Origin of the sequence: Pseudomonas sp. NLJ1 (genome assembly GCF_049486705.1) — a bacterium.
In the GTDB taxonomy this organism is placed as follows: domain Bacteria; phylum Pseudomonadota; class Gammaproteobacteria; order Pseudomonadales; family Pseudomonadaceae; genus Aquipseudomonas; species Aquipseudomonas inefficax.
Genome location: NZ_CP137735.1, coordinates 1,269,407 through 1,296,321, shown reverse-complemented (window position 1 = coordinate 1,296,321; position 26,915 = coordinate 1,269,407). Strand labels below are relative to the sequence as shown.

Below are 26,915 nucleotides of genomic sequence, written 5' to 3'. Positions count from 1 at the left end.
ATGGAACTCACCGCCGCACAACGCATCGCCCAACGTTTCGTTGGCCTCCCCGTGGAGCAACGCCAGCAGATCCTGGAAAAGATGCAGGCCACCGGGCAGAGCTTCCGCCTGCTGCCCATCGTGCCCGCGCGCCAGGGCCTGGCGCGTATTCCGCTGTCGTACGCCCAGCAACGCCTGCTGTTTCTCTGGCAGCTGGAGCCCGACAGCCCGGCCTACAACGTGCCGATGGCAGTACGCCTGAAGGGCGCCCTGGACCAGGCGCTGCTGCAACAGGCGCTGGATGCGCTGGTGCAACGCCACGAGTCGCTGCGTACGCGCTTCGCCTCGGAGGAGGGTGAGTTCTACCAGGAAATCCTCGAACACTGCCCGCTGGCGCTGGTGATGCTCGACGCTGCCGCCGATGAGGCAGCGCTGAGCGTGGCCGTGGATGCCGCCCTCAAGCAGCCTTTCGACCTGCTGACCGGCCCGCTGCTGCGGGTGACCCTGCTGCGCGTGGCCGCCGATCACCACGTGCTGGCGCTGAGCATGCACCACATCATCTCCGATGGCTGGTCAAGCGATGTGCTGGTGCGGGAATTCATCCAGCTGTACAGCGCCCTGGCCGAAGGCCGGCAGGCCGAGTTGCCGGCTCTGCCGATCCAGTACGCCGACTACGCCATCTGGCAGCGCGCCTGGCTCGAGGCCGGTGAAGCGCAGCGCCAGTTGGCCTACTGGCAGGCGCAGTTGGGCGATGAGCAGCCGGTGCTGAGCCTGCCGCTGGACTTCGAGCGCCCGGCCACGCCCAGCCAGCGTGGCGCGGTGGTGCGCGTGGATATCGGCACCGAACAGGCCGAGGCCCTGCGCAGCCAGGCGCGCAAAGGTGGCCACACGTTGTTCGTGCTGGTACTGGCGGCCATGGCGGTGGTGCTGTCGCGCTACAGCGGCCAGGCCGACATCCGCATCGGCGCCCCGAACGCAGGGCGCAACCGCAAGGAGCTGGAAGGCCTGATCGGCTTTTTCATCAACACCCAGGTGCTGCGCGTGCAGGTAGACGAGCGCGCCACCTTTGCCGCGCTGCTGGAGCAGGTAAAGGATGTGATCGGCGGCGCCCAATCGCATCAGGAACTGCCGTTCGAGCACCTGGTCGATGCCTTGCTGCCCGAGCGCAACCTGGCCCACAACCCGCTGTTCCAGTTCAAGATCAACCAGCACGTGGCTGCCAGCGATGCGGGGCGCAAGCGCCTGGGCGCGCTGGAGGTGGAGGGCTTTGCCCGTGACGGCGGCGATGCCCGCTTCGACCTGGCGTTCGATTTCTCCGACAAGGCCGACGGCATCGAAGGCTACTTCACTTACGCCACCGACCTGTTCGAGCAGGCCACCATCGAACGCATGGCCGCTTCGCTGCGCCAGGTGCTGGATGCGCTGATCCGCGACCCGCAGCAGGCGATCGTCGACAGCCCGCAAGTGGCGACGCTGCTGCCGGCGACCACGCAGGCCTACCCGCATGGTGACTTCCTCGCCCTGTGGCGCCAGGCAATGGCGCAAGGCCAGGCCCACGGCGGTGTGCGTGCCGGTGACCGGTTCATGACCCAGGCCGGTCTGGAGGCGGCGTCCAACCGCTTGGCCAACTACCTGCGCCAGCGCGGCGTCGGCGTCGGCAACATCGTTGCCCTGTGCCTGCCGCGCTCCATCGAGTGGGTCAGCGCCTTGCTCGCAGTGCTCAAGACCGGCGCTGCCTACCTGCCGCTGGACGCCCAGCAACCGCAGGAGCGCCTGCAACAACTGATTGCCGACAGTAGCGCCGCTGTCCTAGTGCATGCGCCGGACGACCAGCGCTTCGCAAGCCTGGACAGCGTGCAGCTGATTGCCTGCGATCACACCGCCTGGGCAACCTGCAGCGACAGCCCGGTCGAGGTGGCCATCGCCGCCGAACAACCGGCCTATCTGATCTACACCTCGGGCTCGACTGGTCAGCCGAAAGGCGTGGTGATCAGCCACGGGGCGCTGGCCAGCTACACCCAGGCGGTGCTGGAGCGCCTGCAACTGCCGGCCGCAGCGAGCATGGCGATGGTCTCCACCACCGCAGCCGACCTGGGCCACACGGTGCTGTTCGGTGCCCTGGCCTCAGGCCGCCTGCTGCACTTGTTGCCACAGGAACTGGCGTTCGACCCCGATGGCTTCGCCAGCTACATGGCACAGCACCAGGTCGGCGTGCTCAAGCTGGTGCCGAGCCACCTGCAAGGTTTGCTGCAAGCGGCACGCGCCGCCGATGTGCTGCCCGCCGAGGCACTGATCCTGGGCGGTGAGGCATGCAGCTGGAGCCTGTTGGAAAAAATCCGCGAACTGCGCCCGGCCTGCCGGGTCATCAACCACTACGGCCCGACCGAAACCACAGTCGGCGTGCTCACGTTCGAGCCGGGGCAGCCACAGCCAGGCTGCCGCACGGTGCCGGTCGGGCGCCCGCTGGGCAACGCCAGCGCCCAGGTCCTGGATGGCTACCTCAACCCGTTGGCGACGCGGGTGCCCGGTGAGCTTTACCTGGGCGGGCAAGGCGTCGCCCAGGGCTACCTGGGCCAGCCGGCTTTGACCGCCGAACGCTTCGTGCCGACCGAGGGTGGTGCCCGCTTGTACCGCACCGGCGACCGCGCGCGGCTGACGGCCGATGGCCTGGTCGAGTTCATCGGCCGTGCCGATGACCAGGTGAAGATCCGTGGCTATCGCGTGGAGCCTGGTGAAGTCGGCCGGGTGCTGGCTGGCCTGCCCGGTGTCAGCGAGGCCGTCGTACTGGCCTTGCCACTGGAGGGTGACGCCGAGCGCTTGCAACTGGTGGCCTACGGGGTGGCCGATGCGGGTGTGACCGTGCAGCAGCTGCAGGCGCAATTGCAGGCACGCCTGCCAGACTACATGGTGCCGGCGCAGATACTGCTGCTGGAGCGCCTGCCACTGACTGCCAACGGCAAGCTCGACAAGCGCGCATTGCCGTTACCGGGCGCTGTCAGCCGTGGCTATGTGGCGCCGCAAGGCGATATCGAGGAAAAGCTGGCCGCGGTGTGGGCCGATGTGCTCAAGCTGGAGCAGGTTGGCAGCACTGACAACTTCTTCGAACTGGGCGGCGACTCGATCCTCAGCCTGCAAATCATCGCCCGGGCCAAACGCCAGGGCATCAGGATCACCCCCAAGCAGCTGTTCGAACAACAGACCATCGCCCAGCTGGCCCAGGTGGCCAAGCGCATCGAACCGAAGCCAGCGGTAGCCGCCGTGGACATTGCCATCAGCGGCGAGACAGGGTTGTTGCCAGCGCAGGCGCGGTTCTTCGAGATGGAGATCGCCCAGCCGGCGCATTGGAACCAGTCGGTACTGCTCAAGCCGACCAGCCCGGTGCAGGTGCAACATCTGGAGGCAGCCCTGCGCGCCGTGGTCGAGCAGCACGATGCCCTGCGCCTGCGCTTCAGCCGTGGCGAAAGCCAGTGGCAGGCACGCTTCCAGCCGCTGGACAATGCACCACTGCTGCACCAGCGCAGCCTGGCCGTCCTGAATGAACTGGATGCCGCCGGCAACCAGGTGCAGGCGAGCCTGGATCTGGAGCACGGGCCGCTGCTGCGTGCCGAACTGTTCGACTTCGCCGATGGCCAGCAGCGTGTGCTGCTGGTGGTCCATCACCTGGTGGTCGACGGCGTGTCGTGGCGGGTGCTGCTGGAAGATCTGCAAGCGGCCTACCGGCAACTGCTGGGCGGCCAGGCTGTGAGCCTGCCCGCCAAGACCACCTCGGTGAAGACCTGGGCCGAGCGCCTGGCCAGCCATGCCGGCAGCCCGACGCTGCAAGCACAGCGCGACTACTGGCTGCAGGCGCTGGCCGGCGACTCCGGCGAACTGCCGCGGGACAACCCGCAGGGCAGCCTGGCCAACACTCATGCCCGTACCGCCGTCACACGGCTGGATGCCGAGCGCACCGCAAAGCTGCTGAAACAGGCTCCGGCGGCCTACCGCACGCAGATCAATGACCTGCTGCTGACCGCGCTGGCGCGCACCCTGTGCCTGTGGAGCGCACAGGGCAACGTGCAGGTACTGCTGGAAGGCCATGGCCGCGAAGACCTGTTCGACGACCTCGACCTCAGCCGATCCGTGGGCTGGTTCACCAGCCTGTTCCCGGTAAGCCTCACACCCACCCAGGACCTGGGCCAGTCGATCAAGGCGATCAAGGAGCAACTGCGCGGCGTGCCGGACAAAGGCCTCGGCTACGGCTTGCTGCGTTACTTCGGTGATGCTGAAGTGCGTGACCGGCTCGAGCGCGCCACCCAGGCTCGTGTCACCTTCAACTACCTGGGCCAGTTCGATGCCAGTTTCGACTCTGAGGCGGGCGCCCTGTTCACCCCGAGCGGGGAAAGCGCAGGCCGTACCCAATGTACCGGCGCACAGCTGGGCAACTGGCTGAGCATCACCGGCCAGGTGTACGGCGGCGAGCTGTTCCTGGAGTGGACCTACAGCGCCGACGTTCATCATCCGGCCACCCTCGAAAAGCTGGCCCAGGCCTACGGGCAGGCCTTGGCAGAGCTGGTCGAGCACTGCTGCGATGCGCGGCACCAGGGCGTGACGCCGTCGGACTTCCCGCTGGCCGCGCTGACCCAGGCGCAACTGGACAGCCTGCCGCTGGAGGCCGGGCAGATCGCCGATGTATACCCGCTGTCACCCATGCAGCAAGGGATGTTGTTCCACACCCTTTACGACCAGCAGGCCGGCAACTACATCAACCAGCTGCGCGTGGATGTGGATGGGCTGGATGTGCAGCGTTTCCTGCAGGCGTGGCAGGCCACGCTCGATGCCCACGACATCCTGCGCAGCGGTTTTATCCTGCAAGGCGAGCTGGAACAGGCCGTACAAGTGGTACGCAAGGCCGTCGGATTGCCATGCAGCGAGCATGACTGGCGTGGCCAGCCGGCGCTGGAGCAGGCATTGCAGGCCCTTGCCGAGGGCGAGCGCCAGCGCGGCTTCGACCTTGCTGCCGCGCCGCTGCTGCGTCTGGTTCTGGTACGCACAGGCGATACCCGCCACCACCTGATCTACACCAACCACCACATCCTCATGGACGGCTGGAGCACCTCGCGCCTGTTGGGCGAAGTGCTGCAGCGTTACGCCGGCCTGGTGCCGCAGGCCCAGGCCACGCACTATCGCGACTACATTGCCTGGTTGCAGGGCCAGGACGCAGCCGTTGCCGAAGCCTTCTGGAAAGCCCAGCTTGCGGCCTTGGACGAGCCGACCCGCCTGGCTCAGGCCATCGCCGGCAGCGCAGGCGCGGGCGGAAGTGGCCATGGCGACCACCGCGTGGCCTTCGACCCTGAGCAGACCGCCCGTATCGAAGCCTTCGCCCGGGCCAACCGGGTCACGGTCAACACTCTGGTGCAATCGGCCTGGCTGCTGCTGTTGCAGCGCTGCACTGGCCAGGCCAGCGTGTGCTTCGGCGCCACGGTCGCCGGCCGCCCGGCAGACCTGCCGGGGGTAGAGGAGCAGATCGGCCTGTTCATCAATACCTTGCCGGTTATCGGCACCCCGCGTGCCGAGCAGACCGTGGCCGAGTGGATCGGCCAGGTGCAGGCCGGCAACCTAGCCGTGCGCGAATTCGAGCACACCCCGCTGTACGATGTGCAACGCTGGGCGGGGCAGGGCGGTGACGCCTTGTTCGACAGCATCCTGGTGTTCGAGAACTACCCGGTGGCCGAGGCGCTGCAACAGGGCGTGCCCGGTGGCCTGCGCTTCGGCGACGTGGCCGTGCAGGAACAGACCAACTACCCGCTGACCCTGGTGGTGGAGCTGGGCACCACGCTGTCGATGCAGTACAGCCACGACCGTGCGCTGTGGAGCGACGAGAGCGTTGGCCGCCTGGCCGGCTACTTTGCCAACCTGTTGCAGGCGCTGGTGGAGAATGCTGACGCGAGGATTGGCGAGCTGCCAATGCTGGGGCTGGCAGAACAGCAACAGATGGTCGAAGGCTGGAACGAAACCCACGCGGCGTACCCGGACGAGCGCAGCGTCCACCAGTTGATCGAAGCCCAGGTACTCGCCACCCCGGATGCAGCGGCGCTGGCCTTTGGCGAGCAGACCCTGAGCTATGCCGAGCTCAACCGCCGTAGCAACCAGCTGGCGCACAAGCTGCGCGAGCAGGGCGTGGGCCCGGATGTGCTGGTGGGCATCGCCATGGAGCGTAGCCTGGAGATGGTCGTCGGTTTGCTGGGTATTTTGAAGGCCGGTGGCGCCTATGTGCCACTGGACCCGGAGTACCCCCAGGACCGCCTCAGCTACATGTTCGAGGACAGCGGCATCGCCTTGCTGCTGACCCAGTCGCACCTGCACGAAGCCCTGCCGATCCCGGCCGGCCTGCGCCGCCTGGACCTGGATATGGTGGACCTGAGCGGCTACAGCGATGCCAACCCGAACATCGACGTGGCCCCGCTGAACCTCGCCTATGTGATCTACACCTCCGGTTCCACCGGTCGCCCGAAGGGCGCTGGCAACAGCCATCAGGCGCTGGTCAACCGCCTGTGCTGGATGCAGAAGGCCTACGGCCTGGGCGCCAGCGACAGCGTGCTGCAGAAAACCCCGTTCAGCTTCGACGTGTCGGTGTGGGAGTTCTTCTGGCCGCTGTTGACCGGGGCGCGCCTGGTCATGGCCCAGCCCGGGGCGCACCGCGACCCGCAGCTGCTGGTGGAATGCATCAACCATTACGGCATCAGCACGCTGCACTTCGTACCGTCGATGCTGCAGGCGTTCATGACCCACGAAGCGGTCGAGAGCTGCGTCAGCCTCAAGCGCGTGGTGTGCAGCGGCGAAGCGTTGCCGGCCGAACTGGCCCGCCAGACCCTGCAACGCCTGCCGGCGGCGGGCCTGTACAACCTGTATGGCCCGACCGAAGCGGCGATCGACGTCACCCACTGGACCTGCCAACCGGACGAAAGCATCAGCGTGCCGATCGGCCAGCCGATCGACAACCTCAAGACCCACATCCTTGAAGGCAGCCTGCAACCGGCGGTGCGCGGCAGTGCCGGCGAGCTGTACCTCGGTGGCGTGGGCCTGGCGCGTGGTTACCACCAGCGTCCGGCGCTGACCGCCGAACGCTTCGTACCAGACCCGTTCAGCGACAACGGCGGCCGCCTGTACCGCACCGGTGACCTGGCGCGCTACCGCGCCGATGGCGTGATCGACTACGCCGGGCGCATCGACCACCAGGTGAAGATTCGCGGCCTGCGCATCGAATTGGGCGAGATCGAGGCGCGCCTGCTGGAATTGCCGAGTGTGCAGGAGGCCGTGGTGCTGGCCCAGGACGGACCAAGCGGCAAGCAGCTGGTGGGCTATGTGGTGCCTGCCGACAGCACGCAAGACGAAGGCGCCTTGCGCGACAGCCTGCGCGAGGCGCTCAAGGCCGGTTTGCCGGACTACATGGTGCCGGCACACCTGCTGCTGCTCGACAAGCTGCCAGTGACGCCTAACGGCAAGCTTGACCGCAAGGCCCTGCCGCAGCCGGATGCCAGCCAGACGCAGGGCGAGTACATCGCGCCACAGAGAGAGCTGGAGCAGCAGATTGCGGCGATCTGGGCGGATGTGCTGAAGCTGGAGAGGGTCGGCCTGGGTGACAACTTCTTCGAGCTTGGCGGGCACTCGTTGCTGGCCACCTCGGTGATCGTGCGCATCCGGGAGCAGGTGGGGGTAGTGGCCGAATTGAAAGAACTCTTCGAGTTCCCGGTGCTGGCTGACTTCAGTCGCCAGTTGGAGGCCAGGACGCCCTTGGTCGATTCCACCCAGGACCAGCTGGCCAGATCCCTGGCGTTGCTCGATAGCCTGAGCATGGATGAGCTCGATGAGCTGATTTCCTGAGGCCCTGATGTGATCTGTGCGGGCGGGTAAACCCGCATCCACAGGTACAGCGTATTCCTTGAGCTGGCGGGTTCCCTGTGGGAGCGGGCATGCCCGCGAAGCAAGCGACGCGGTAGATGGCACCGGCTGCGCCGGTGTTCGCGGGCGCGCCCGCTCCCACAGGTACAGCGCATTGCTTCAGCTGGCGGGGGGCCTGTGGGAGCGGGTTCACCCGCGAAGCAGGCGACGCGGTGGATGGCACCGGCTGCGCCGGTGTTCGCGGGTAAACCCGCTCCCACAGGTATGGCGCATTGCTTCAGCTGGTGGGGTCCCTGTGGGAGCGGGCATGCCCGCGAAGCAAGCGACGCGGTGGATGGCACCGGCTGTGCCGGTGTTCGCGGGCGCGCCCGCTCCCACAGGTACAGCGCATTGCTTCAGCTGGTGGGGTCTCTGTGGGAGCGGGTTTACCCGCGAAGCAAGCGACGCGGTGGATGGCACCGGCTGTGCCGGTGTTCGCGGGCGCGCCCGCTCCCACAGGTATGGCGCATTGCTTCAGCTGGTGGGGTCCCTGTGGGAGCGGGTTTACCCGCGAAGCAGGCGACGCGGTGGAAGGCACCGGCTGCGCCGGTGTTCGCGGGCGCTACTGCCCTGAATTTCCGTCTAAATCCATGCCACCACTCAACCGTCTAACTACGGAGGAAATTGATGAGCTGATTTCTTAGGAGATTCCCTGTGCAAGAGCTGCTCGATACAGTCGTATCGTTGTCCACCCAAAAACGTAAGGCGTTGGCAGCCTTGCTCAAGAAACAAGGCGTGAACCTGTACGGTGTCACGCCGATCTTCCCGAGGGATCCTGCAGAGCCGGTGCTGCTTTCCTACGCTCAGCAGCGCTTGTGGATACTGTCGCAACTGGGCGAGGTGGGCAGTGCGTACAACCTCTCGTCCGTCTTGCGTTTCAAAGGCCACCTGGATACCCAAGCCCTGCAGCGCAGCTTCGAGGCCCTGATCGAGCGCCACGAAACGCTGCGGACCACCTTCCGCCTGGAAGGCGAGCAGGCGGTTCAGGTGATCCACCCACATGTCCCTTTCGAACTGCCCGTTGAAGTGCTGGCGCAGGCCGATGACAACCACTTGCGCCAGCGCGTCGAAGCCGAAGCCCACCTGCCTTTCGACCTGCAACAGGGCCCGCTGCTGCGTGTGCGCCTGTTGCACCTGGCAGCAGACGAACATGTGCTGGTGCTGACCCTGCACCACATTGTCTCCGACGGCTGGTCGATGCCGGTGATGGTCAACGAGCTGGTGCAGCTCTACCACGGCCACAGCCAGGGCCAACCCGTGGAATTGCCGGCGCTGCCGGTGCAGTACGCCGATTACGCCACCTGGCAGCGCAACTGGATGGAGGCCGGCGAACAGGCAAAGCAACTGGCCTACTGGACCGCGCAACTGGGGGAAGAGCAGCCCGTGCTGGAGCTGCCCGCCGACCGCCCGCGGCCCGCCGTGAGCAGCCATCAGGGCGCACGGGTAAAGGTCGCGCTGGGCCAGGAACTGGCCGAGGCACTCAAGCATCTGGCCCAGCAGCAGGGCGTGACGCCGTTCATGTTGTTGCTGGCCAGCTTCCAGGCGCTGCTGCACCGCTACAGCGGCCAGCCAGACATCCGCGTCGGCGTACCGGTTGCCAACCGCAACCGGGTCGAGACCGAGCGCCTGATCGGCTTTTTCGTCAACACCCAGGTGTTACGCGCCGAGTTCGACTTGCAGATGACTTTCATTGACCTGCTGCAGCAGGTGAAGCAACGTGCATTGGGTGCCCAGGCCCATCAGGACCTGCCATTCGAGCAGTTGGTCGAGACCTTGCAGGTCGAGCGCAACCTTGGCCACAGCCCGCTGTTCCAGGTGATGTACAACCACCAGACCCAGGCCAAGGGCGAGCGCCGTAGCCTGCAAGGGCTGCAGATGGAAGAGCTGGCCTGGGACAACCACACCGCCAAGTTCGACCTGACCCTGGATACCTTCGAGCACGAGCAGGGTATTGGCGCGGCACTGACCTACGCCACCGACCTGTTTGACGCCGCGACCGTCGAGGGCATGGCCCGGCATTGGTTGAGCCTGCTGCAGGGGATCGTGTGCGAACCCGGGCAGCGGGTTGCCGACCTGCCGCTGCTGGACGAGCCTGAGCGGCGCATCATCGTGCGCGACTGGAACGCCACCGAAGCGGACTACCCGGCAGGGCACAGCATCCATCAGCTGATCGAAGCCCAAGTGTTCGCCAACCCGGATGCACCGGCGCTGGCCTTTGGCGAGCAGACCCTGAGCTATGCCGAGCTCAACCGCCGTAGCAACCAGCTGGCGCACAAGCTGCGCGAGCTGGGCGTGGGCCCGGATGTGCTGGTGGGCATCGCCATGGAGCGCAGCCTGGAGATGGTCGTCGGTTTGCTGGGTATTTTGAAGGCCGGTGGCGCCTATGTGCCACTGGACCCGGAGTACCCCCAGGACCGTTTGAGCTACATGTTCGAGGACAGCGGCATCGCCTTGCTGCTGACCCAGTCGCACCTGCACGAAGCCCTGCCGATCCCGGCCGGCCTGCGCAGCCTGGACCTGGATATGGTGGACCTGAGCGGCTACAGCGACGCCAACCCGAACATCGACGTGGCCCCGCTTAACCTCGCCTACGTGATCTACACCTCCGGCTCCACCGGTCGCCCGAAGGGTGCTGGCAACAGCCATCAGGCGCTGGTCAACCGCCTGTGCTGGATGCAGAAGGCCTACGGCCTGGGCGCCAGCGACAGCGTGCTGCAGAAAACCCCGTTCAGCTTCGACGTGTCGGTTTGGGAGTTCTTCTGGCCGCTGCTGACCGGGGCGCGTCTGGTCATGGCCCAGCCGGGTGCGCACCGCGACCCGCAGCTGCTGGTGGAGTGCATCAACCATTACGGCATCAGCACGCTGCACTTCGTGCCGTCGATGCTGCAAGCGTTCATGACCCACGAAGCGGTCGAAAGCTGCGTCAGCCTCAAGCGCGTGGTGTGCAGCGGCGAAGCGTTGCCGGCTGAGCTGGCCCGCCAGACCCTGCAACGCCTGCCTGCTGCTGGCCTGTACAACCTGTATGGCCCGACCGAAGCGGCGATCGACGTCACCCACTGGACCTGCCAACCGGACGAAAGCATCAGCGTGCCGATCGGCCAGCCGATCGACAACCTCAAGACCCACATCCTCGAAGGCAGCCTGCAACCGGCGGTGCGCGGCAGTGCCGGTGAGTTGTACCTCGGTGGCGTGGGCCTGGCCCGTGGTTACCACCAGCGCCCGGCGCTGACTGCCGAACGCTTCGTACCAGACCCGTTCAGCGACAACGGCGGCCGCCTGTACCGCACCGGTGACCTGGCGCGCTACCGCGCCGATGGCGTGATCGACTACGCCGGGCGCATCGACCACCAGGTGAAGATTCGCGGCCTGCGCATTGAACTGGGCGAGATCGAGGCACGCTTGCTGGAACTGCCGAGTGTGCAGGAGGCCGTGGTGCTGGCGCAGGACGGACCAAGCGGCAAGCAGCTGGTGGGCTATGTGGTGCCTGCCGACGGCACGCAAGACGAAAGCGCGTTGCGCGACAGCCTGCGCGAGGCGCTCAAGGCCGGCCTGCCGGACTACATGGTGCCGGCGCACCTGCTGCTGCTCGACAAGCTGCCAGTGACGCCGAACGGCAAGCTGGACCGCAAGGCCCTGCCGCAGCCGGATGCCAGCCAGACGCAGGGCCAGTACATCGCCCCGCAGAGCGAGCTGGAGCAGCAGATTGCCGCGATCTGGGCGGATGTGCTGAAGCTGGAGAGGGTCGGCCTCGACGACCATTTCTTCATGCAGGGAGGGCACTCTCTGCTGGCCGTTTCGGTGATTGCCCGCATTCGTCAGCACCTGGGGCTGGATGTGCAGCTGCTTACCCTGTTCGAGGCTCCGGTGTTGAGGAACTTTGCCAAACGTGCCGAGCTTGGTGAGCGGGCACCGGCTGCTGCCATCGAATGCGTGAGCAGGGCTCGGCCGCTGGCGCTTTCCTACGCCCAGCAACGCCAGTGGTTCCTGTGGCAATGGGCACCGCACAGTGCCACCTACAACATTCCGGCAGCACTGAAGCTGGCCGGGGCGCTGGATATCGCTGCCCTGCAGCAAGCCTTCGGCGCCTTGATCGAGCGTCACGAAACCCTGCGCACCACCTTCCGCCTGGACGGCGAGCAGGCGGTGCAGGTCGTTCATGCCCAGGTGCCGTTCGCGCTGGCCATCGAGGAGCAGGCGCACGCCGATGAGGCCGCTGTGCGTGCCTGGGTCGAAGCCGAAGCCGGGCAACCGTTCGACCTGGAGCAGGGGCCGCTGCTGCGCGCCCGGCTGCTGCGCCTGGCGGCGGACCAGCATGTGCTGGTACTGACCCTGCACCATATCGTCGCCGACGGCTGGTCGATGCCGGTGCTGGTCGATGAGCTGGTGCAACTGTATGCGGGCTACAGCCAGGGCCAGGAGCCGACACTGCCGGTCCTGCCGATCCAGTACGCGGACTTCGCCGTGTGGCAGCGCAACTGGATGGAAGCCGGCGAGCAGGCGCGGCAGCTGGCCTACTGGACCGAACAACTGGGTGATGAGCAGCCGGTGCTGGAACTGCCCTTGGATCATCCGCGCCCGGCTGTACCGAGCCACAGAGGGGCGCGGTTACCGATCGTGCTGGACGATGAGTTGGTCACCAACCTGAAGCGCGTTGCCCAGCAGCAGGGCGTGACGCCGTTCATGCTGTTGCTGGCCAGCTTTCAGACCTTGCTGCATCGCTACTCGGGCCAGGCCGATATCCGTGTTGGTGTGCCCACGGCCAACCGCAACCGGGTCGAGACCGAGCGCCTGATCGGCTTCTTCGTCAACACCCAGGTGCTGCGTGCCGAGTTCGATGTGCAGCTGACTTTCGGCGAGCTGCTGCAACAGGTCAGGCAACGTGTCCTGGGCGCGCAGGCCCATCAGGACCTGCCGTTCGAGCAGTTGGTCGAAGCCTTGCAGCCTGAGCGTAACCTTGGGCACAACCCGTTGTTCCAGGTGCTGTACAACCACCAGACAGAACTCAAGGGTAGCCAGCACCGCTTGCCCGGCCTGGAAATGTCCGGCCTGGACTGGAGCACGAACACAGCCAAGTTCGACTTGAGCCTGGATACCTACGAAGCCGAGCAAGGGATCGGTGCGGCACTGACCTATGCCACTGATCTGTTCGACGCCAGCACCATCGAGCGCATGGCGCGGCACTGGGTCAACCTGCTCGAAGCCATCGTGCGCCAACCGGGCCAGCGTATCAGTGAGCTGCCGTTGCTGGGCGAGGACGAGCAGCAGGCAGTGCTGCATGACTGGAACCGCAACACAGCCGCCTTCCCGGATGAGCACAGCATTCATGAGCTGATCGAGGCCCGGGTGGCCGCTGCCCCCGAGGCGCCGGCGGTCACCTTCGGCGAGCAGACCCTGAGCTATGGTGAGCTGAACCGCAGGGCCAACCAGCTGGCGCACAAGTTGATCGAGCGTGGCGTTGGCCCTGATGTGCTGGTGGGCATCGCCATGGAGCGCAGCCTGGAAATGGTCATCGGCCTGCTGGGTATCCTCAAGGCCGGTGGCGCCTATGTGCCGCTGGACCCGGAATACCCACAAGACCGCCTCAGCTACATGTTCGCCGACAGTGGCATTGCCTTGCTGCTGACCCAGTCGCACCTGCGCGAGGTGCTGCCAATTCCGGCCGCTATCGAGTGCCTGGAGCTGGATGAGCAGGTTCTGGCCAGCTACAGCGATGCCAATCCGAATATCGAAGTGGCCCCGCAGAACCTGGCCTACGTGATCTACACCTCCGGCTCTACCGGCAAGCCCAAGGGCACGCTGCTGCCGCACCAGAACGTGGTCCGGTTGTTCGCGGCGACGCAGGCGTGGTTCCGCTTCGATGCCAGCGATGTGTGGACGGTGTTCCACTCCTACGCCTTCGACTTCTCGGTGTGGGAGCTGTTCGGCGCGCTGCTGTATGGCGGCCGGGCGGTGATGGTGGCCAAGGACGTGGCTCGTTCCAGCGAGGACTTCCATGCGCTGCTGCAGCGTGAGCAGGTCACGGTGCTGAACCAGACGCCGTCGGCGTTCCGCCAGTTGATCCCGGTGGCCTGCGCGGCAGCGCGGCAGGGGCAGGGCCTGGCCCTGCGGCATGTGGTGTTCGGCGGTGAAGCGCTGGACGTGAGCAGCCTCGCTCCCTGGTTCGAGGTATTCGGCGACCAGCAGCCACGGCTGATCAACATGTACGGCATCACCGAAACCACGGTGCATGTGACCTACCGGCCGATCACCAAGGCCGACCTGACCAAGGGCGCGAGCAGCCCGATCGGCGAGGTGATCCCGGACCTGTCGTGGTATCTGCTGGATGCCGCGCTGAACCCGGTGGCCCCGGGCAGCCATGGCGAACTGGTGATCGGCCAGGCCGGCCTGGCGCGGGGCTATCACGGGCGCCCGGGGCTGACCGCCGAGCGCTTCGTGCCGAACCCGTTCGACAGCCAGGGTGGCCGCCTGTATCGCTCGGGCGACCTGGCCCGCTACGGCGGCGCGGGAGTGGTGGAGTACCTGGGACGGATCGACCATCAGGTGAAGATCCGAGGTTTTCGCATCGAGCTGGGCGAGATCGAGGCGCGGCTGCAAGCGCAGGCCAGCGTGGCCCAGGGTGTGGTGCTGGCCCAGGACGGCCCTGGCGGCAAGCAGTTGGTGGGGTATGTGGTGCCTGTCGACAGCACGCAAGACGAAGGCGCATTGCGCAACAGCCTGCGCGAGGCGCTCAAGGCCGGTTTGCCGGACTACATGGTGCCGGCCCACCTGCTGTTCCTGGCCAAGCTGCCGTTGACCGCCAACGGCAAGCTGGACCGCCGTGCGCTGCCGCAGCCGGACGCCAGCCTGCTGCAAGCGGCCTACGTGGCCCCGCAGAGTGAGCTGGAACAACGGATCGCGGCGATCTGGGCCGATGTGCTGAAGCTGGAGCGGGTCGGCCTGGGCGACAACTTCTTCGAACTGGGTGGGCACTCCTTGCTCGCCGTCCAGGTGATCTCCCGGGTACGTCAGAGCCTGGGCGTGGAGCTGCAGTTGCGCGTGCTGTTCGAAACGTCGAGCCTGGCCGACTTCGCCAGGCTTGCAGCGCAAGGTGAGCGAGCTGGCTCTACCGGTATTGCACGGGTTTCTCGGGAGCAACCACTGGCGCTTTCCTACGCCCAGCAACGGCAGTGGTTCCTGTGGCAATGGGCACCGCACAGTGCCACCTACAACATTCCGGCAGCACTGAAGCTGGCCGGGGCGCTGGATATCGCTGCCCTGCAGCAAGCCTTCGGCGCCTTGATCGAGCGTCACGAAACCCTGCGCACCACCTTCCGCCTGGACGGCGAGCAGGCGGTGCAGGTCGTTCATGCCCAGGTGCCGTTCGCGCTGGCCATCGAGGAGCAGGCGCACGCCGATGAGGCCGCTGTGCGTGCCTGGGTCGAAGCCGAAGCCGGGCAACCGTTCGACCTGGAGCAGGGGCCGCTGCTGCGCGCCCGGCTGCTGCGCCTGGCGGCGGACCAGCATGTGCTGGTACTGACACTGCACCATATCGTCGCGGATGGCTGGTCGATGCCGGTGCTGGTCGATGAGCTGGTGCAACTGTATGCGGGTTACAGCCAGGGCCAGGTGCCGCAACTGCCGGCCCTGCCGATCCAGTATGCCGACTTTGCCGTGTGGCAGCGCAACTGGATGGAAGCCGGCGAGCAGGCGCGGCAGATGGCCTACTGGACCGAACAATTGGGGGGTGAGCAGCCGGTGCTGGAACTGCCCCTGGATCATCCGCGCCCGGCTGTACCGAGCCACCAAGGCGCGCGTTGGCCGATTGAGTTGGGTAATGAGCTGGCGGTCAACCTCAAGCGCGTTGCCCAGCAGCAGGGCGTGACGCCGTTCATGCTGCTGCTGGCCAGCTTCCAGACCTTGCTGCATCGCTACTCGGGCCAGGTCGATATCCGTGTTGGTGTGCCCACGGCCAACCGCAACCGGGTCGAGACCGAGCGCCTGATCGGCTTCTTCGTCAACACCCAGGTGCTGCGTGCCGAGTTCGATGTGCAGCTGACTTTCGGCGAGCTGCTGCAACAGGTCAGGCAACGTGTCCTGGGCGCGCAGGCCCATCAGGACCTGCCGTTCGAGCAGTTGGTCGAAGCCTTGCAGCCGGAGCGCAACCTTGGGCACAACCCATTGTTCCAGGTGTTGTACAACCACCAGACAGAACTCAAGGGTAGCCAGCACCGCTTGCCGGGCCTGGAAATGTCCGGCCTGGACTGGAGCACGAACACAGCCAAGTTCGACCTGAGCCTGGATACCTACGAAGCCGAGCAAGGGATCGGTGCGGCGCTGACCTATGCCACTGATCTCTTCGACGCCAGGACCATCGAGCGCATGGCGCGGCATTGGGTCAACCTGCTGGAAGCCATCGTGCGCCAACCGGGCCAGCGTATCAGCGAGCTGCCGTTACTGGGCGAGGAGGAGCAGCAGGCAGTACTGCATGACTGGAATCGCAACACCGTCGCTTTCCCGGATGAACGCAGCATTCACGAGCTGATCGAGGCCCGGGTGGCGGCTGCCCCCGAGGCCCCGGCAGTCACTTTCGGCGAGCAGACCCTGAGCTACGGCGAGCTGAACCGCAGGGCCAACCGGCTGGCGCACAAGTTGATCGAGCGTGGCGTTGGCCCTGACGTGCTGGTGGGCATCGCCATGGAGCGCAGCCTGGAAATGGTCATCGGCCTGCTGGGGATTCTCAAGGCCGGTGGCGCCTATGTGCCGCTGGACCCGGAGTACCCAGAGGACCGCCTCAGCTACATGTTCGCCGACAGTGGCATTGCCTTGCTGCTGACCCAGTCGCACCTGCGCGAGGTGCTGCCAATTCCGGCCGCTATCGAGTGCCTGGAGCTGGATGAGCAGGTTCTGGCCAGCTACAGCGATGCCAATCCGAATATCGAAGTGGCCCCGCAGAACCTGGCCTACGTGATCTACACCTCCGGCTCTACCGGCAAGCCCAAGGGCACGCTGCTGCCGCACCAGAACGTGGTCCGGTTGTTCGCGGCGACGCAGGCGTGGTTCCGCTTCGATGCCAGCGATGTGTGGACGGTGTTCCACTCCTACGCCTTCGACTTCTCGGTGTGGGAGCTGTTCGGCGCGCTGCTGTATGGCGGCCGGGCGGTGATGGTGGCCAAGGACGTGGCTCGTTCCAGCGAGGACTTCCATGCGCTGCTGCAGCGCGAGCAGGTGACGGTGCTGAACCAGACGCCGTCGGCGTTCCGCCAGTTGATCCCGGTGGCCTGCGCGGCAGCGCGGCAGGGGCAGGGGCAGGGCCTGGCCCTGCGGCATGTGGTGTTCGGCGGTGAAGCGCTGGATGTGAGCAGCCTCGCCCCCTGGTTCGAAGCGTTTGGTGATCAGCAGCCACGGCTGATCAACATGTACGGCATCACCGAAACCACGGTACACGTGACCCACCGGCCGATCACCAAGGCCGACCTGGCCAAGGGTGCGAGCAGCCCGATCGGCGAGGTGATCCCGGACCTGTCGTGGTACCTGCTGGATGCCGCGCTGAACCCGGTGGCCCCGGGCAGCCACGGCGAACTGGTGATCGGCCAGGCCGGCCTGGCGCGGGGCTATCACGGGCGCCCGGGGCTGACCGCCGAGCACTTCGTGCCGAACCCGTTCGACAGCCAGGGTGGCCGGCTGTATCGCTCGGGCGACCTGGCCCGCTACGGCGGCGCGGGAGTGGTGGAGTACCTGGGACGGATCGACCATCAGGTGAAGATTCGAGGTTTTCGCATCGAGCTGGGCGAGATCGAGGCGCGGTTGCAGGCGCAGGCCAGCGTGGCCCAAGGAGTGGTGCTGGCCCAGGACGGCCCTGGCGGCAAGCAGCTGGTGGGGTATGTGGTGCCTGCCGATGCAGCCGTGATGGCCAGCATCGAGGCCCAGGCTGCCGAGCGTGAAGCGCTGCGTACTGCGCTGAAGGCGAGCCTGCCGGACTACATGGTGCCGGCCCACCTGCTGTTCCTGGCCAAGCTGCCGTTGACCGCCAACGGCAAGCTGGACCGCCGTGCGCTGCCGCAACCGGATGCCAGCCAGTTGCAGCGTGACTACCTCGCACCACAAAGCGAACTGGAGCAACGGATCGCGGCGATCTGGGCCAATGTGTTGAAGCTGGAGCGGGTCGGCCTGGGCGACAACTTCTTCGAACTGGGCGGGCACTCCTTGCTGGCAACCCAGGTCATGGCGCGGCTACAGGTCGAGCTTGGCACGAGCCTGCCCCTGGCGTTGTTGTTCCAGGCGCAAACGCTGCAGGACTACGCAGCAATGATCAATGGCTTGAATACCCATAGCGATGCAGACCTGGATGAACTCCAGGACTTCATGAGCGAGCTTGAGGCAGTCTGAAATGCAAACGGATAACAGAAACATGGCTCTGGTGCAGCGCTTCATCGGCCTGCCGCTGCCACAGCGCAAACTCTTCCTCGAGAAACTGGCGGCGAAGGGCATGAGCCTGGCCCAGTTGCCGATCCCCGAGGTGCGCGGCGAGCATCCATTGCCGGCGCTTTCATACGCCCAGCAACGGCAGTGGTTCCTGTGGCAATGGGAGCCTGCCAGTGCCACCTACAACATCCCGGCTGCCTTGAAATTCAAGGGGGCTCTGAACACCACAGCTCTGCAACTGGCCTTCGAGGCCCTGATCGAGCGACATGAAACCCTGCGTACCACGTTCCGTCGCGACGGTGAGCAGGCGGTGCAGGTCATTCATGGCCAGATGCCGTTCGACCTGCTCATCGAGGAGCAGGCGCACGCCGACGAGGCCGCGGTGCGGGCCTGGGTCGAGACCGAAGCGGGGATACCGTTCGACCTGGAGCAGGGGCCGCTGCTGCGGGCCCGGCTGCTGCGCCTGGCGGCGGACCAGCATGTGCTGGTACTGACCCTGCACCATATCGTCGCCGATGGCTGGTCGATGCCGGTGCTGGTCAATGAGCTGGTACAGTTCTATCAAGGTTTCAGCCAGGGCCAGGTGCCGCAACTGCCGGCCCTGCCGATCCAGTATGCCGACTATGCCATCTGGCAGCGTAGCTGGATGGAAGCTGGCGAACAGGCACGGCAACTGGCTTACTGGACCGAACAATTGGGTGATGAGCAACCGGTGCTGGAGCTGCCGCTGGACCATCCGCGCCCGGCCATGCCAAGTCACAGAGGGGCACGGTTGCCGATCGTGCTGGACGATGAGCTGGCCACCCACCTGAAACGGGTTGCCCAGCAGCAGGGCGTGACGCCTTTCATGCTGTTGCTGGCCAGCTTCCAGACCCTGCTGCATCGCTACTCGGGCCAGGCGGACATCCGCGTTGGGGTACCGATTGCCAACCGCAACCGGGTCGAGACCGAGCGCCTGATCGGCTTCTTCGTCAACACCCAGGTGCTGCGTGCCGAGTTCGATGTGCAGCTGACCTTCGGCGAGCTGCTGCAACAGGTCAAGCAACGAGCCCTGGGTGCCCAGGCCCACCAGGACCTGCCGTTCGAGCAGTTGGTCGATGCGCTGCAACCGGAGCGCAACCTCAGTTACAACCCGCTGTTTCAAGTGCTGTACAACCACCAGACCCAGGCCAAGGGCGAGCCCCGACGTATAGCAGGGCTGGAGATGGAGGCGTTGGCCTGGGACAACCACACCGCCAAGTTCGACCTGGCTTTGGACACCTCCGAGCATGAACAGGGCATCGGGGCTTCGTTGATCTACGCCACCGACCTGTTCGACGCCAGCACCATCGAGCGCATGGCGCGGCATTGGGTCAACCTGCTGGAAGCTATCGTGCGCCAACCGGGCCAGCGTATCAGCGAGCTGCCGTTGCTCGGCGAAGACGAGCAGCAAGCCGTGCTGCGTGACTGGAACCGCAACACCGTCGCCTTCCCGGATGAGCGAACCATTCATGAACTGATCGAGGCCCGGGTGGCCGCCGCTCCCGAGGCGCCGGCAGTCACTTTCGGCGAGCAGACCCTGAGCTATGGCGAGCTGAACCGTCGGGCCAACCAGCTGGCGCACAAGTTGATCGAGCGTGGCGTTGGCCCTGATGTGCTGGTGGGCATCGCCATGGAGCGCAGCCTGGAAATGGTCATCGGCCTGCTGGGTATCCTCAAGGCCGGTGGCGCCTATGTGCCGCTGGACCCGGAGTACCCAGAGGACCGCCTCAGCTACATGTTCGCCGACAGTGGCATTGCCTTGCTGCTGACTCAGTCGCACCTGCGCCAGGTGCTGCCAATTCCGGCCGCTATCGAGTGCCTGGAGCTGGATGAGCAGGCTCTGGCCAGCTACAGCGACGCCAACCCCGGGGTTGCAGTAGCCCCGCAGAACCTGGCCTACGTGATCTACACCTCCGGCTCCACCGGCAAGCCCAAGGGCACGCTGCTGCCGCACCAGAACGTGGTCCGCCTGTTCGCGGCGACGCAGGACTGGTTCCGCTTCGATGCCAGCGATGTGTGGACGGTGTTCCACTCCTACGCTTTCGACTTCTCGGTATGGGAGCTGTTCGGCGCGCTGCTGTACGGCGGCCGGGCGGTGATGGTGGCCAAGGATGTGGCACGTTCCACCGAGGACTTCCATGCGCTGCTGCAGCGCGAGCAGGTGACGGTCCTGAACCAGACGCCGTCGGCGTTCCGCCAGTTGATCCCGGTGGCTTGCGCGGCAGCGCGGCAGGGGCAGGGCCTGGCCCTGCGGCACGTGGTGTTCGGCGGTGAAGCGCTGGACGTGAGCAGCCTCGCTCCCTGGTTCGAGGTATTCGGCGACCAGCAGCCACGGCTGATCAACATGTACGGCATCACCGAAACCACGGTGCATGTGACCTACCGGCCGATCACCAAGGCCGACCTGACCAAGGGCGCGAGCAGCCCGATCGGCGAGGTGATCCCGGACCTGTCGTGGTATCTGCTGGATGCCGCGCTGAACCCGGTGGCCCCGGGCAGCCATGGCGAACTGGTGATCGGCCAGGCCGGCCTGGCGCGGGGCTATCACGGGCGCCCGGGGCTGACCGCCGAGCGCTTCGTGCCGAACCCGTTCGACAGCCAGGGTGGCCGCCTGTATCGCTCGGGCGACCTGGCCCGCTACGGCGGCGCGGGAGTGGTGGAGTACCTGGGACGGATCGACCATCAGGTGAAGATTCGAGGTTTTCGCATCGAGCTGGGCGAGATCGAGGCGCGGCTGCAAGCGCAGGCCAGCGTGGCCCAGGGTGTGGTGCTGGCCCAGGACGGCCCTGGCGGCAAGCAGTTGGTGGGTTATGTAGTACCTGCCGATGCGGCCGTGATGGCCAGCACCGAGGCCCAGGCTGCCGAGCGTGAAACGCTGCGTACTGCGCTGAAGGCGAGCCTGCCGGACTACATGGTGCCGGCCCACCTGCTGTTCCTGGCCAAGCTGCCGTTGACCGCCAACGGCAAGCTGGACCGCCGTGCGCTGCCGCAGCCGGACGCCAGCCTGCTGCAAGCGGCCTACGTGGCCCCGCAGAGTGAACTGGAACAACAGATCGCGGCGATCTGGGCCGATGTGTTGAAGCTGGACCGGGTGGGCCTGGACGACAACTTTTTCGAACTGGGTGGCGACTCCATCGTTTCCCTGCAGGTCGTGGGCAAGGCCCGTCAGGCCGGCGTACAGTTCACCCCCAAGCAATTGTTCCAGCATCAGACCGTACAAGGCCTGGCCACGGTGGCGCGGCGTGTTGTCGCAGGTGCGAGCGAACAAGGGCCGATCACCGGCAGCACACCGCTGACACCGATTCAGCACTGGTTCTTCGAGGCCGATATTGGCCAGCGCGGGCACTGGAACCAGTCGGTTCTGCTGACACCCAGCGAACCCCTGCAGGCGAACCGCCTGCACGATGCGTTGCTGGCACTGGTCGCCCATCATGATGCACTGCGTCTGGGCTTCGAGCAGCAGGCGGGGGCCTGGCAAGCGGAATACAAGCCACAGCAACAGGCCCGGATACTCTGGGAGCATGCCTGCGCGGACGAGGAGGCGTTGACCGTACTCGCTGACCAGGCCCAACGCAGCCTGGACCTGCAGCAAGGCTCGCTGGTCCGTGCGCTGCTGGCCAGCCTGCCCGATGGCAGCCAGCGTCTGCTGCTGGTCATTCATCACCTGGCGGTGGATGGTGTGTCGTGGCGCCTGTTGCTGGAGGACCTGCAACAGGCCTACCAGGCCCTGGGCAACCGGCAGCCGGTGCAATTGCCAGCCAAGACCAGCGCCTACAAGGCCTGGGCGCAGCAGTTGCAGGCCTATGCCCAAAGTGAGGCGCTGCAAGCGGAACTTGCCTACTGGCAAGCGCAGTTGCAGGGCACCAGCGACCATCTGCCGTGCGCCAATGCGCTGGGCGGCAACCAGCAGCAGCACGCAGCGTCGGTCAGTACGCGGCTGGGCCGCGAGGCCACGCGGCAGTTGTTGCACGATGCCCCGGCGGCCTATCGCACGCAGATCAATGACCTGCTGCTGACAGCCCTGGCTCGAGTGATCGCCCGCTGGACCGAGCAGCCACAGGTGCTGGTCAGGCTGGAAGGCCATGGCCGGGAAGACCTGTTCGATGACATTGACCTGAGCCGCACGGTGGGCTGGTTCACCAGCATGTACCCAGTGAAGTTGAGCCCCTTGGGGGGCATCGGCGAATCGATCAAGGCGGTCAAGGAGCAGCTGCGGGCCGTGCCGAACAAAGGCCTGGGCTATGGCGCGCTGAAGTACATGGGGCCGACTGGCGCGCGTGAGGCCCTGGCTGCGTTGCCTCAGGGCGAGATCGTGTTCAACTACCTCGGGCAGTTCGACGGTAGCTTCGACGAGCAGTCGGGCTTGTTCGCACCCGCCCGGGAATACGGTGGTGCGGCCAAACCGGCCGATGCGCCGCTCGATAGCCAGATCGCCCTGAACGGCCAGGTATATGGCGGCGAGCTGAAACTTGGCTGGACCTTCAGTGCGCAGCGCTACGACACGGCGGTCATGCAGCGGTTGGCAGATGACTATGCCGCAGAGCTTGGCGCGCTCATCGCTCATTGCTGCGAGCCTGGCAACCGTGGTGTAACGCCTTCGGACTTCCCACTGGCCGCGCTGAGCCAACAGCAACTGGATGACCTGCCGGCAGTTGCACGGCAGGTGGCCGATATCTACCCACTGTCGCCGATGCAGCAGGGCATGCTGTTCCATTCGCTACAGGGGCCTGAAGGCGCGCTTTACATCAACCAGACGTCGGTGGAAGTCAAAGGTCTGGAAATCGATCGGTTCGTGGCAGCCTGGCAGCAGGTGATCGGCTGCCACGATATCCTGCGCAGTGCGTTCTGGTCGGCGCCCCACCTGGCCGAGCCTTTGCAGCTTGTCTACCGCAAGGTCGAATTGCCGGTGGTCGTGCATGACTGGCGCGACCGCCCGGTGAGTGCGCAGATGCTGCAGGCGCTGGCCGAGGCCGACGCCGCACAAGGCCTGGACCTGAGTGTCGCGCCGTTGATGCGCCTGACGCTGGTGCGGCTGGACGACGAGCGTCTGCACCTGCTGTGGACCCGTCATCACATTCTGATGGACGGCTGGAGCACTTCACGACTGCTCGGTGAGGTGTTGCAGACCTACCATGGTCACCCTGCACGAGCACCGGCAGGGCGGTTTGGCGATTACATCCGCTGGCTTGCCGGGCAACCCAAGGCGGCGCTGGAGCAGTTCTGGCGAGGCAAGCTGCAAGAGCTGGAAAGCCCTACCTGGCTGGCGGACAGCCTGGCGGCTCGCCCGTCGGCAGACCTGCAGGGGCACGCCGCGCTGTACCTGCGCTGGGATGCCTCGCGTACCCGGCAACTGCGTGAGCAGGCCCAGCGCCTGCGCATCACTGCCAACACCTTGATCCAAGCGACCTGGCTGCTGCTGCTTCAGCGCTATACCGGGCAAGCCACGGTGTGCTTCGGCGCCACCGTGGCCGGCCGGCCGGCCGGCTTGCCCGGCGCCGACGAAATGCTGGGGTTGTTCATCAACACCTTGCCGGTGGTGCAGACGCCTCAACCGCAGCAACGGATTGTCGACTGGCTGCAGCAACTGCAGGCCTACAACCTGGAACTGCGGGACCACGAACATGCAGCCTTGGCCGATGTGCAGCGCTGGGCGGGGCAGGCCGGGCAAGCATTGTTCGACAGCATCGTGGTATTCGAGAACTACCCGGTGGACGAGCGCCTGCAAGAGGGCGGGGGTGGCTCGCTGCAGTTCGGTGAGGTGAGCAACCGCGACGTGACCAACTACGCCATGGACCTGGCGGTGCATCTGGGCGAGACGCTCTCGGTCGAGTTCCTCTACTTGCGCAACCGCTTCACGGAGCAAGCCACCGACAGCATTCGTGGCAGTTTCGAACGGCTGCTCGCGGGCATGCTCGACAACCCTGACGCCACCGTGGGCAGCCTGGACATGCTGACCCCGGCGCAAGCGCAGCAGGCCCAGGCTCGCAATGCCCTGCAGCCACGCGAGCGGGCCATGCCCAGGCTGGCCGAGCTGATCGGCCGGCATGCCCAGGCGCGGCCCGAGGCAATCGCGGTGGCCTGTGGCCAGCGACAGTTGAGCTATGCCCAACTGGATGAGCGTGCCAACCGCCTGGCACACCACCTGATTGCCTTGGGCGCGCGCCCGGAGGTTACGGTCGGCATCGCCCTGGAACGCTCGGTGGAGGTGATCGTGGCTTTCCTGGCAGTGATGAAAACCGGCGCCGCCTATGTGCCGCTGGATATCGACTACCCGCAGGATCGCTTGCAGTGGATTGTCGAGGATTCGGCCATGCACCTGCTGCTGACCAGCAGCGGCTTGCGCCAGCGTTTTGCCGGCGTGGAGCACTGCGTGGAGCTGGACCTTCTGGCTATCGCCAGCCTGCCGTCCGATGCCCCCCAGGTGCTGGTGCACGACGCCAACCTGGCGTACCTGATCTACACCTCCGGCTCCACCGGCAAACCCAAGGGCGTGGCGGTCAGCCATGGGCAGATCGGCATGCACTGCCAGGCAATCGCCCGCCTTTACCAGATGGATGAAAGCACTCGTGAGCTGTTGTTCATGTCGTTCGCTTTCGATGGTGCCCAGGAGCGCTGGCTGTCGACCTTGTCGTCGGGCGGTTGCCTGGTGGTGCGCGATAGCCAGCTGTGGACTGCCGAGCAGACCTGGCAGGTACTGCATGCCGAACGCATCGACATTGCCTGCTTCCCGCCGGCGTACCTGCAGCAACTGGCCGAGTTCGCGCAAACCCGGCAGGAGGTTGCACCGCCGGTGCGTATCTATTGCTTTGGCGGTGACGCGGTGCCCGATGCACTGTTCGAGCTGGTCAAGCGGACCTTGCGCCCGCAGTTCCTGACCAATGGCTACGGGCCTACGGAAACGGTCGTGACCCCCCTGTTGTGGAAAGTATCGGCACAGCAGTCATGCCAGGCGGTGTACGCGCCGATCGGTGAGCGGGTTGGCCAACGCACGCTGCATGTACTGGACCAGGGCCTGAACCCGGTGCCCGATGGCGTGGCCGGGGAGCTCTACATTGGTGGCGAGGGTGTAGCGCGCGGGTATCACCAGCGCCCGTCACTGACCGCCGAGCGCTTTGTCGCCGACCCGTTTGCCCAGGGCGGGCGGCTGTACCGCACCGGTGACCGGGTGCGTCGTCGGGCCGATGGCGTGATCGACTTCATCGGCCGCCTGGACAACCAGTTGAAGGTTCGCGGTTTCCGCATCGAGCCCGGGGAAATCGAAGCACGGCTGCGGAACCTGGCGGATGTGCGGGATGCCGTGGTGGTGGCCCGGGAGGGCGCTACCGGCAAGCAACTGGTGGCTTATCTGGTCACCAGCAATGGGGCGACTTCCGCCACACCATTGCGTGACGCCTTGCGTGCCGACCTGCCGGACTACATGGTACCGACCCAGTGGGTAGTGCTGCCGGCGTTACCACTCACGCCCAACGGCAAGATCGATCGCAATGCGCTGCCGGCCCCGGAGTTGGCCGCGCGACCGGCGCGGGTGGCTCCGCGTGATGACACGGAGAGGGCATTGGCGGCTATCTGGCAGGAAGTGCTGGAAGTGGATGAAGTCGGTGTCGATGACAACTTCTTCGAGTTGGGGGGCGATTCGTTGCGTGTGCTGAAGATGCTGTCGAAGGTACGAGCGCGGCCCGACCTGTCGATCGAGCTGAAACTGCGTGATGTCATGGCCAGGCCCACCATTGGCGAGCTTTCCGGCTATACCGATGCCGAAGTCGCCCTTGATCCGCTGCTGCTGCTCAACAGCCGGGTAGCCGGGGCCAGGCCTCTGTTCTGCCTGCATGCAGGCTTTGGCACGGTGTTCGACTACGAGCCGCTGGCGCGTCGACTGGAAGGGCATTGCAGCGTTTACGGCGTGCAATGCCGCATGCTGCTCGATCGCAACTGGCAGGATGATTCGTTGCAGGCCATGGCGATCGACTATGCCCAGTACATTCGCCAGAAGCAGCCCGAAGGGCCATACCAGCTTGCCGGCTGGTCGCTGGGTGGCACGCTGGCGGTGCTGGTGGCCCAGGAGCTGGAAGCCCAGGGCCAGCAAGTATCGATGCTTGGCCTGGTCGACAGTTTCATCCCCACCGGTGCGTCGGCAACGCCGGCTGCGGACTGGAGTGACGACCTTGGCAGCTTCCTGAGTGTGCTGCTGGGGCTGGCCAAGGAGCAGGTGGCGCTGCCGGCCGTTGCGCCGGGCAGTGGTGTTCCGCTGCTTGAGCGGCTGATCGATGAGGTACGCTCGGGGCTGCGGGCATCGTCGGCCTTCGCCAGTGTAGAAAGCGCCGAACTGGCCCACACCTTTGCCGTGGCGATGCAACTGAAGGCGTTGTCGGAGCGCTTGCCGGCATTGCCGACGACCCGTGCCGCTGCCTTGTGCTGGTGGGCTGGTGACCATGGCCAACGTTTCGCGGTTCACGGAAGCCGCGAGAACCACACGGTTGCAGCGGGTCACTATGACATCCTCAAACATCGGGACGTGATCGAGGGGCTGGCGGCCAGGCTGGTGGCGGAGCCGGTCCCGGGCTGATCCGCCAAGCCCAGCTGAATGACCTGTGGGG

General features: G+C 65.9%; 2 protein-coding genes and 1 pseudogene. All 3 read left to right on the top strand.

The window, feature by feature from the left end; all coding sequences use genetic code 11:
- A complete protein-coding gene (locus tag R9B85_RS05720; protein ID WP_423770895.1) occupies positions 1 to 7,842 on the top strand; it encodes an amino acid adenylation domain-containing protein in 7,842 nt (2,613 codons plus the stop codon).
- A gap of 711 nt (positions 7,843 to 8,553) precedes the next feature.
- Positions 8,554 to 18,264, top strand: a pseudogene (locus tag R9B85_RS05715) (amino acid adenylation domain-containing protein); the annotation flags it as partial.
- 22 nt (positions 18,265 to 18,286) lie between these two features.
- Positions 18,287 to 26,884: an amino acid adenylation domain-containing protein gene (locus R9B85_RS05710; protein ID WP_423770894.1), complete on the top strand. Its 8,598-nt coding sequence runs from the start codon at positions 18,287 to 18,289 to the stop codon at positions 26,882 to 26,884.
- Positions 26,885 to 26,915: the final 31 nt, after the last annotated feature.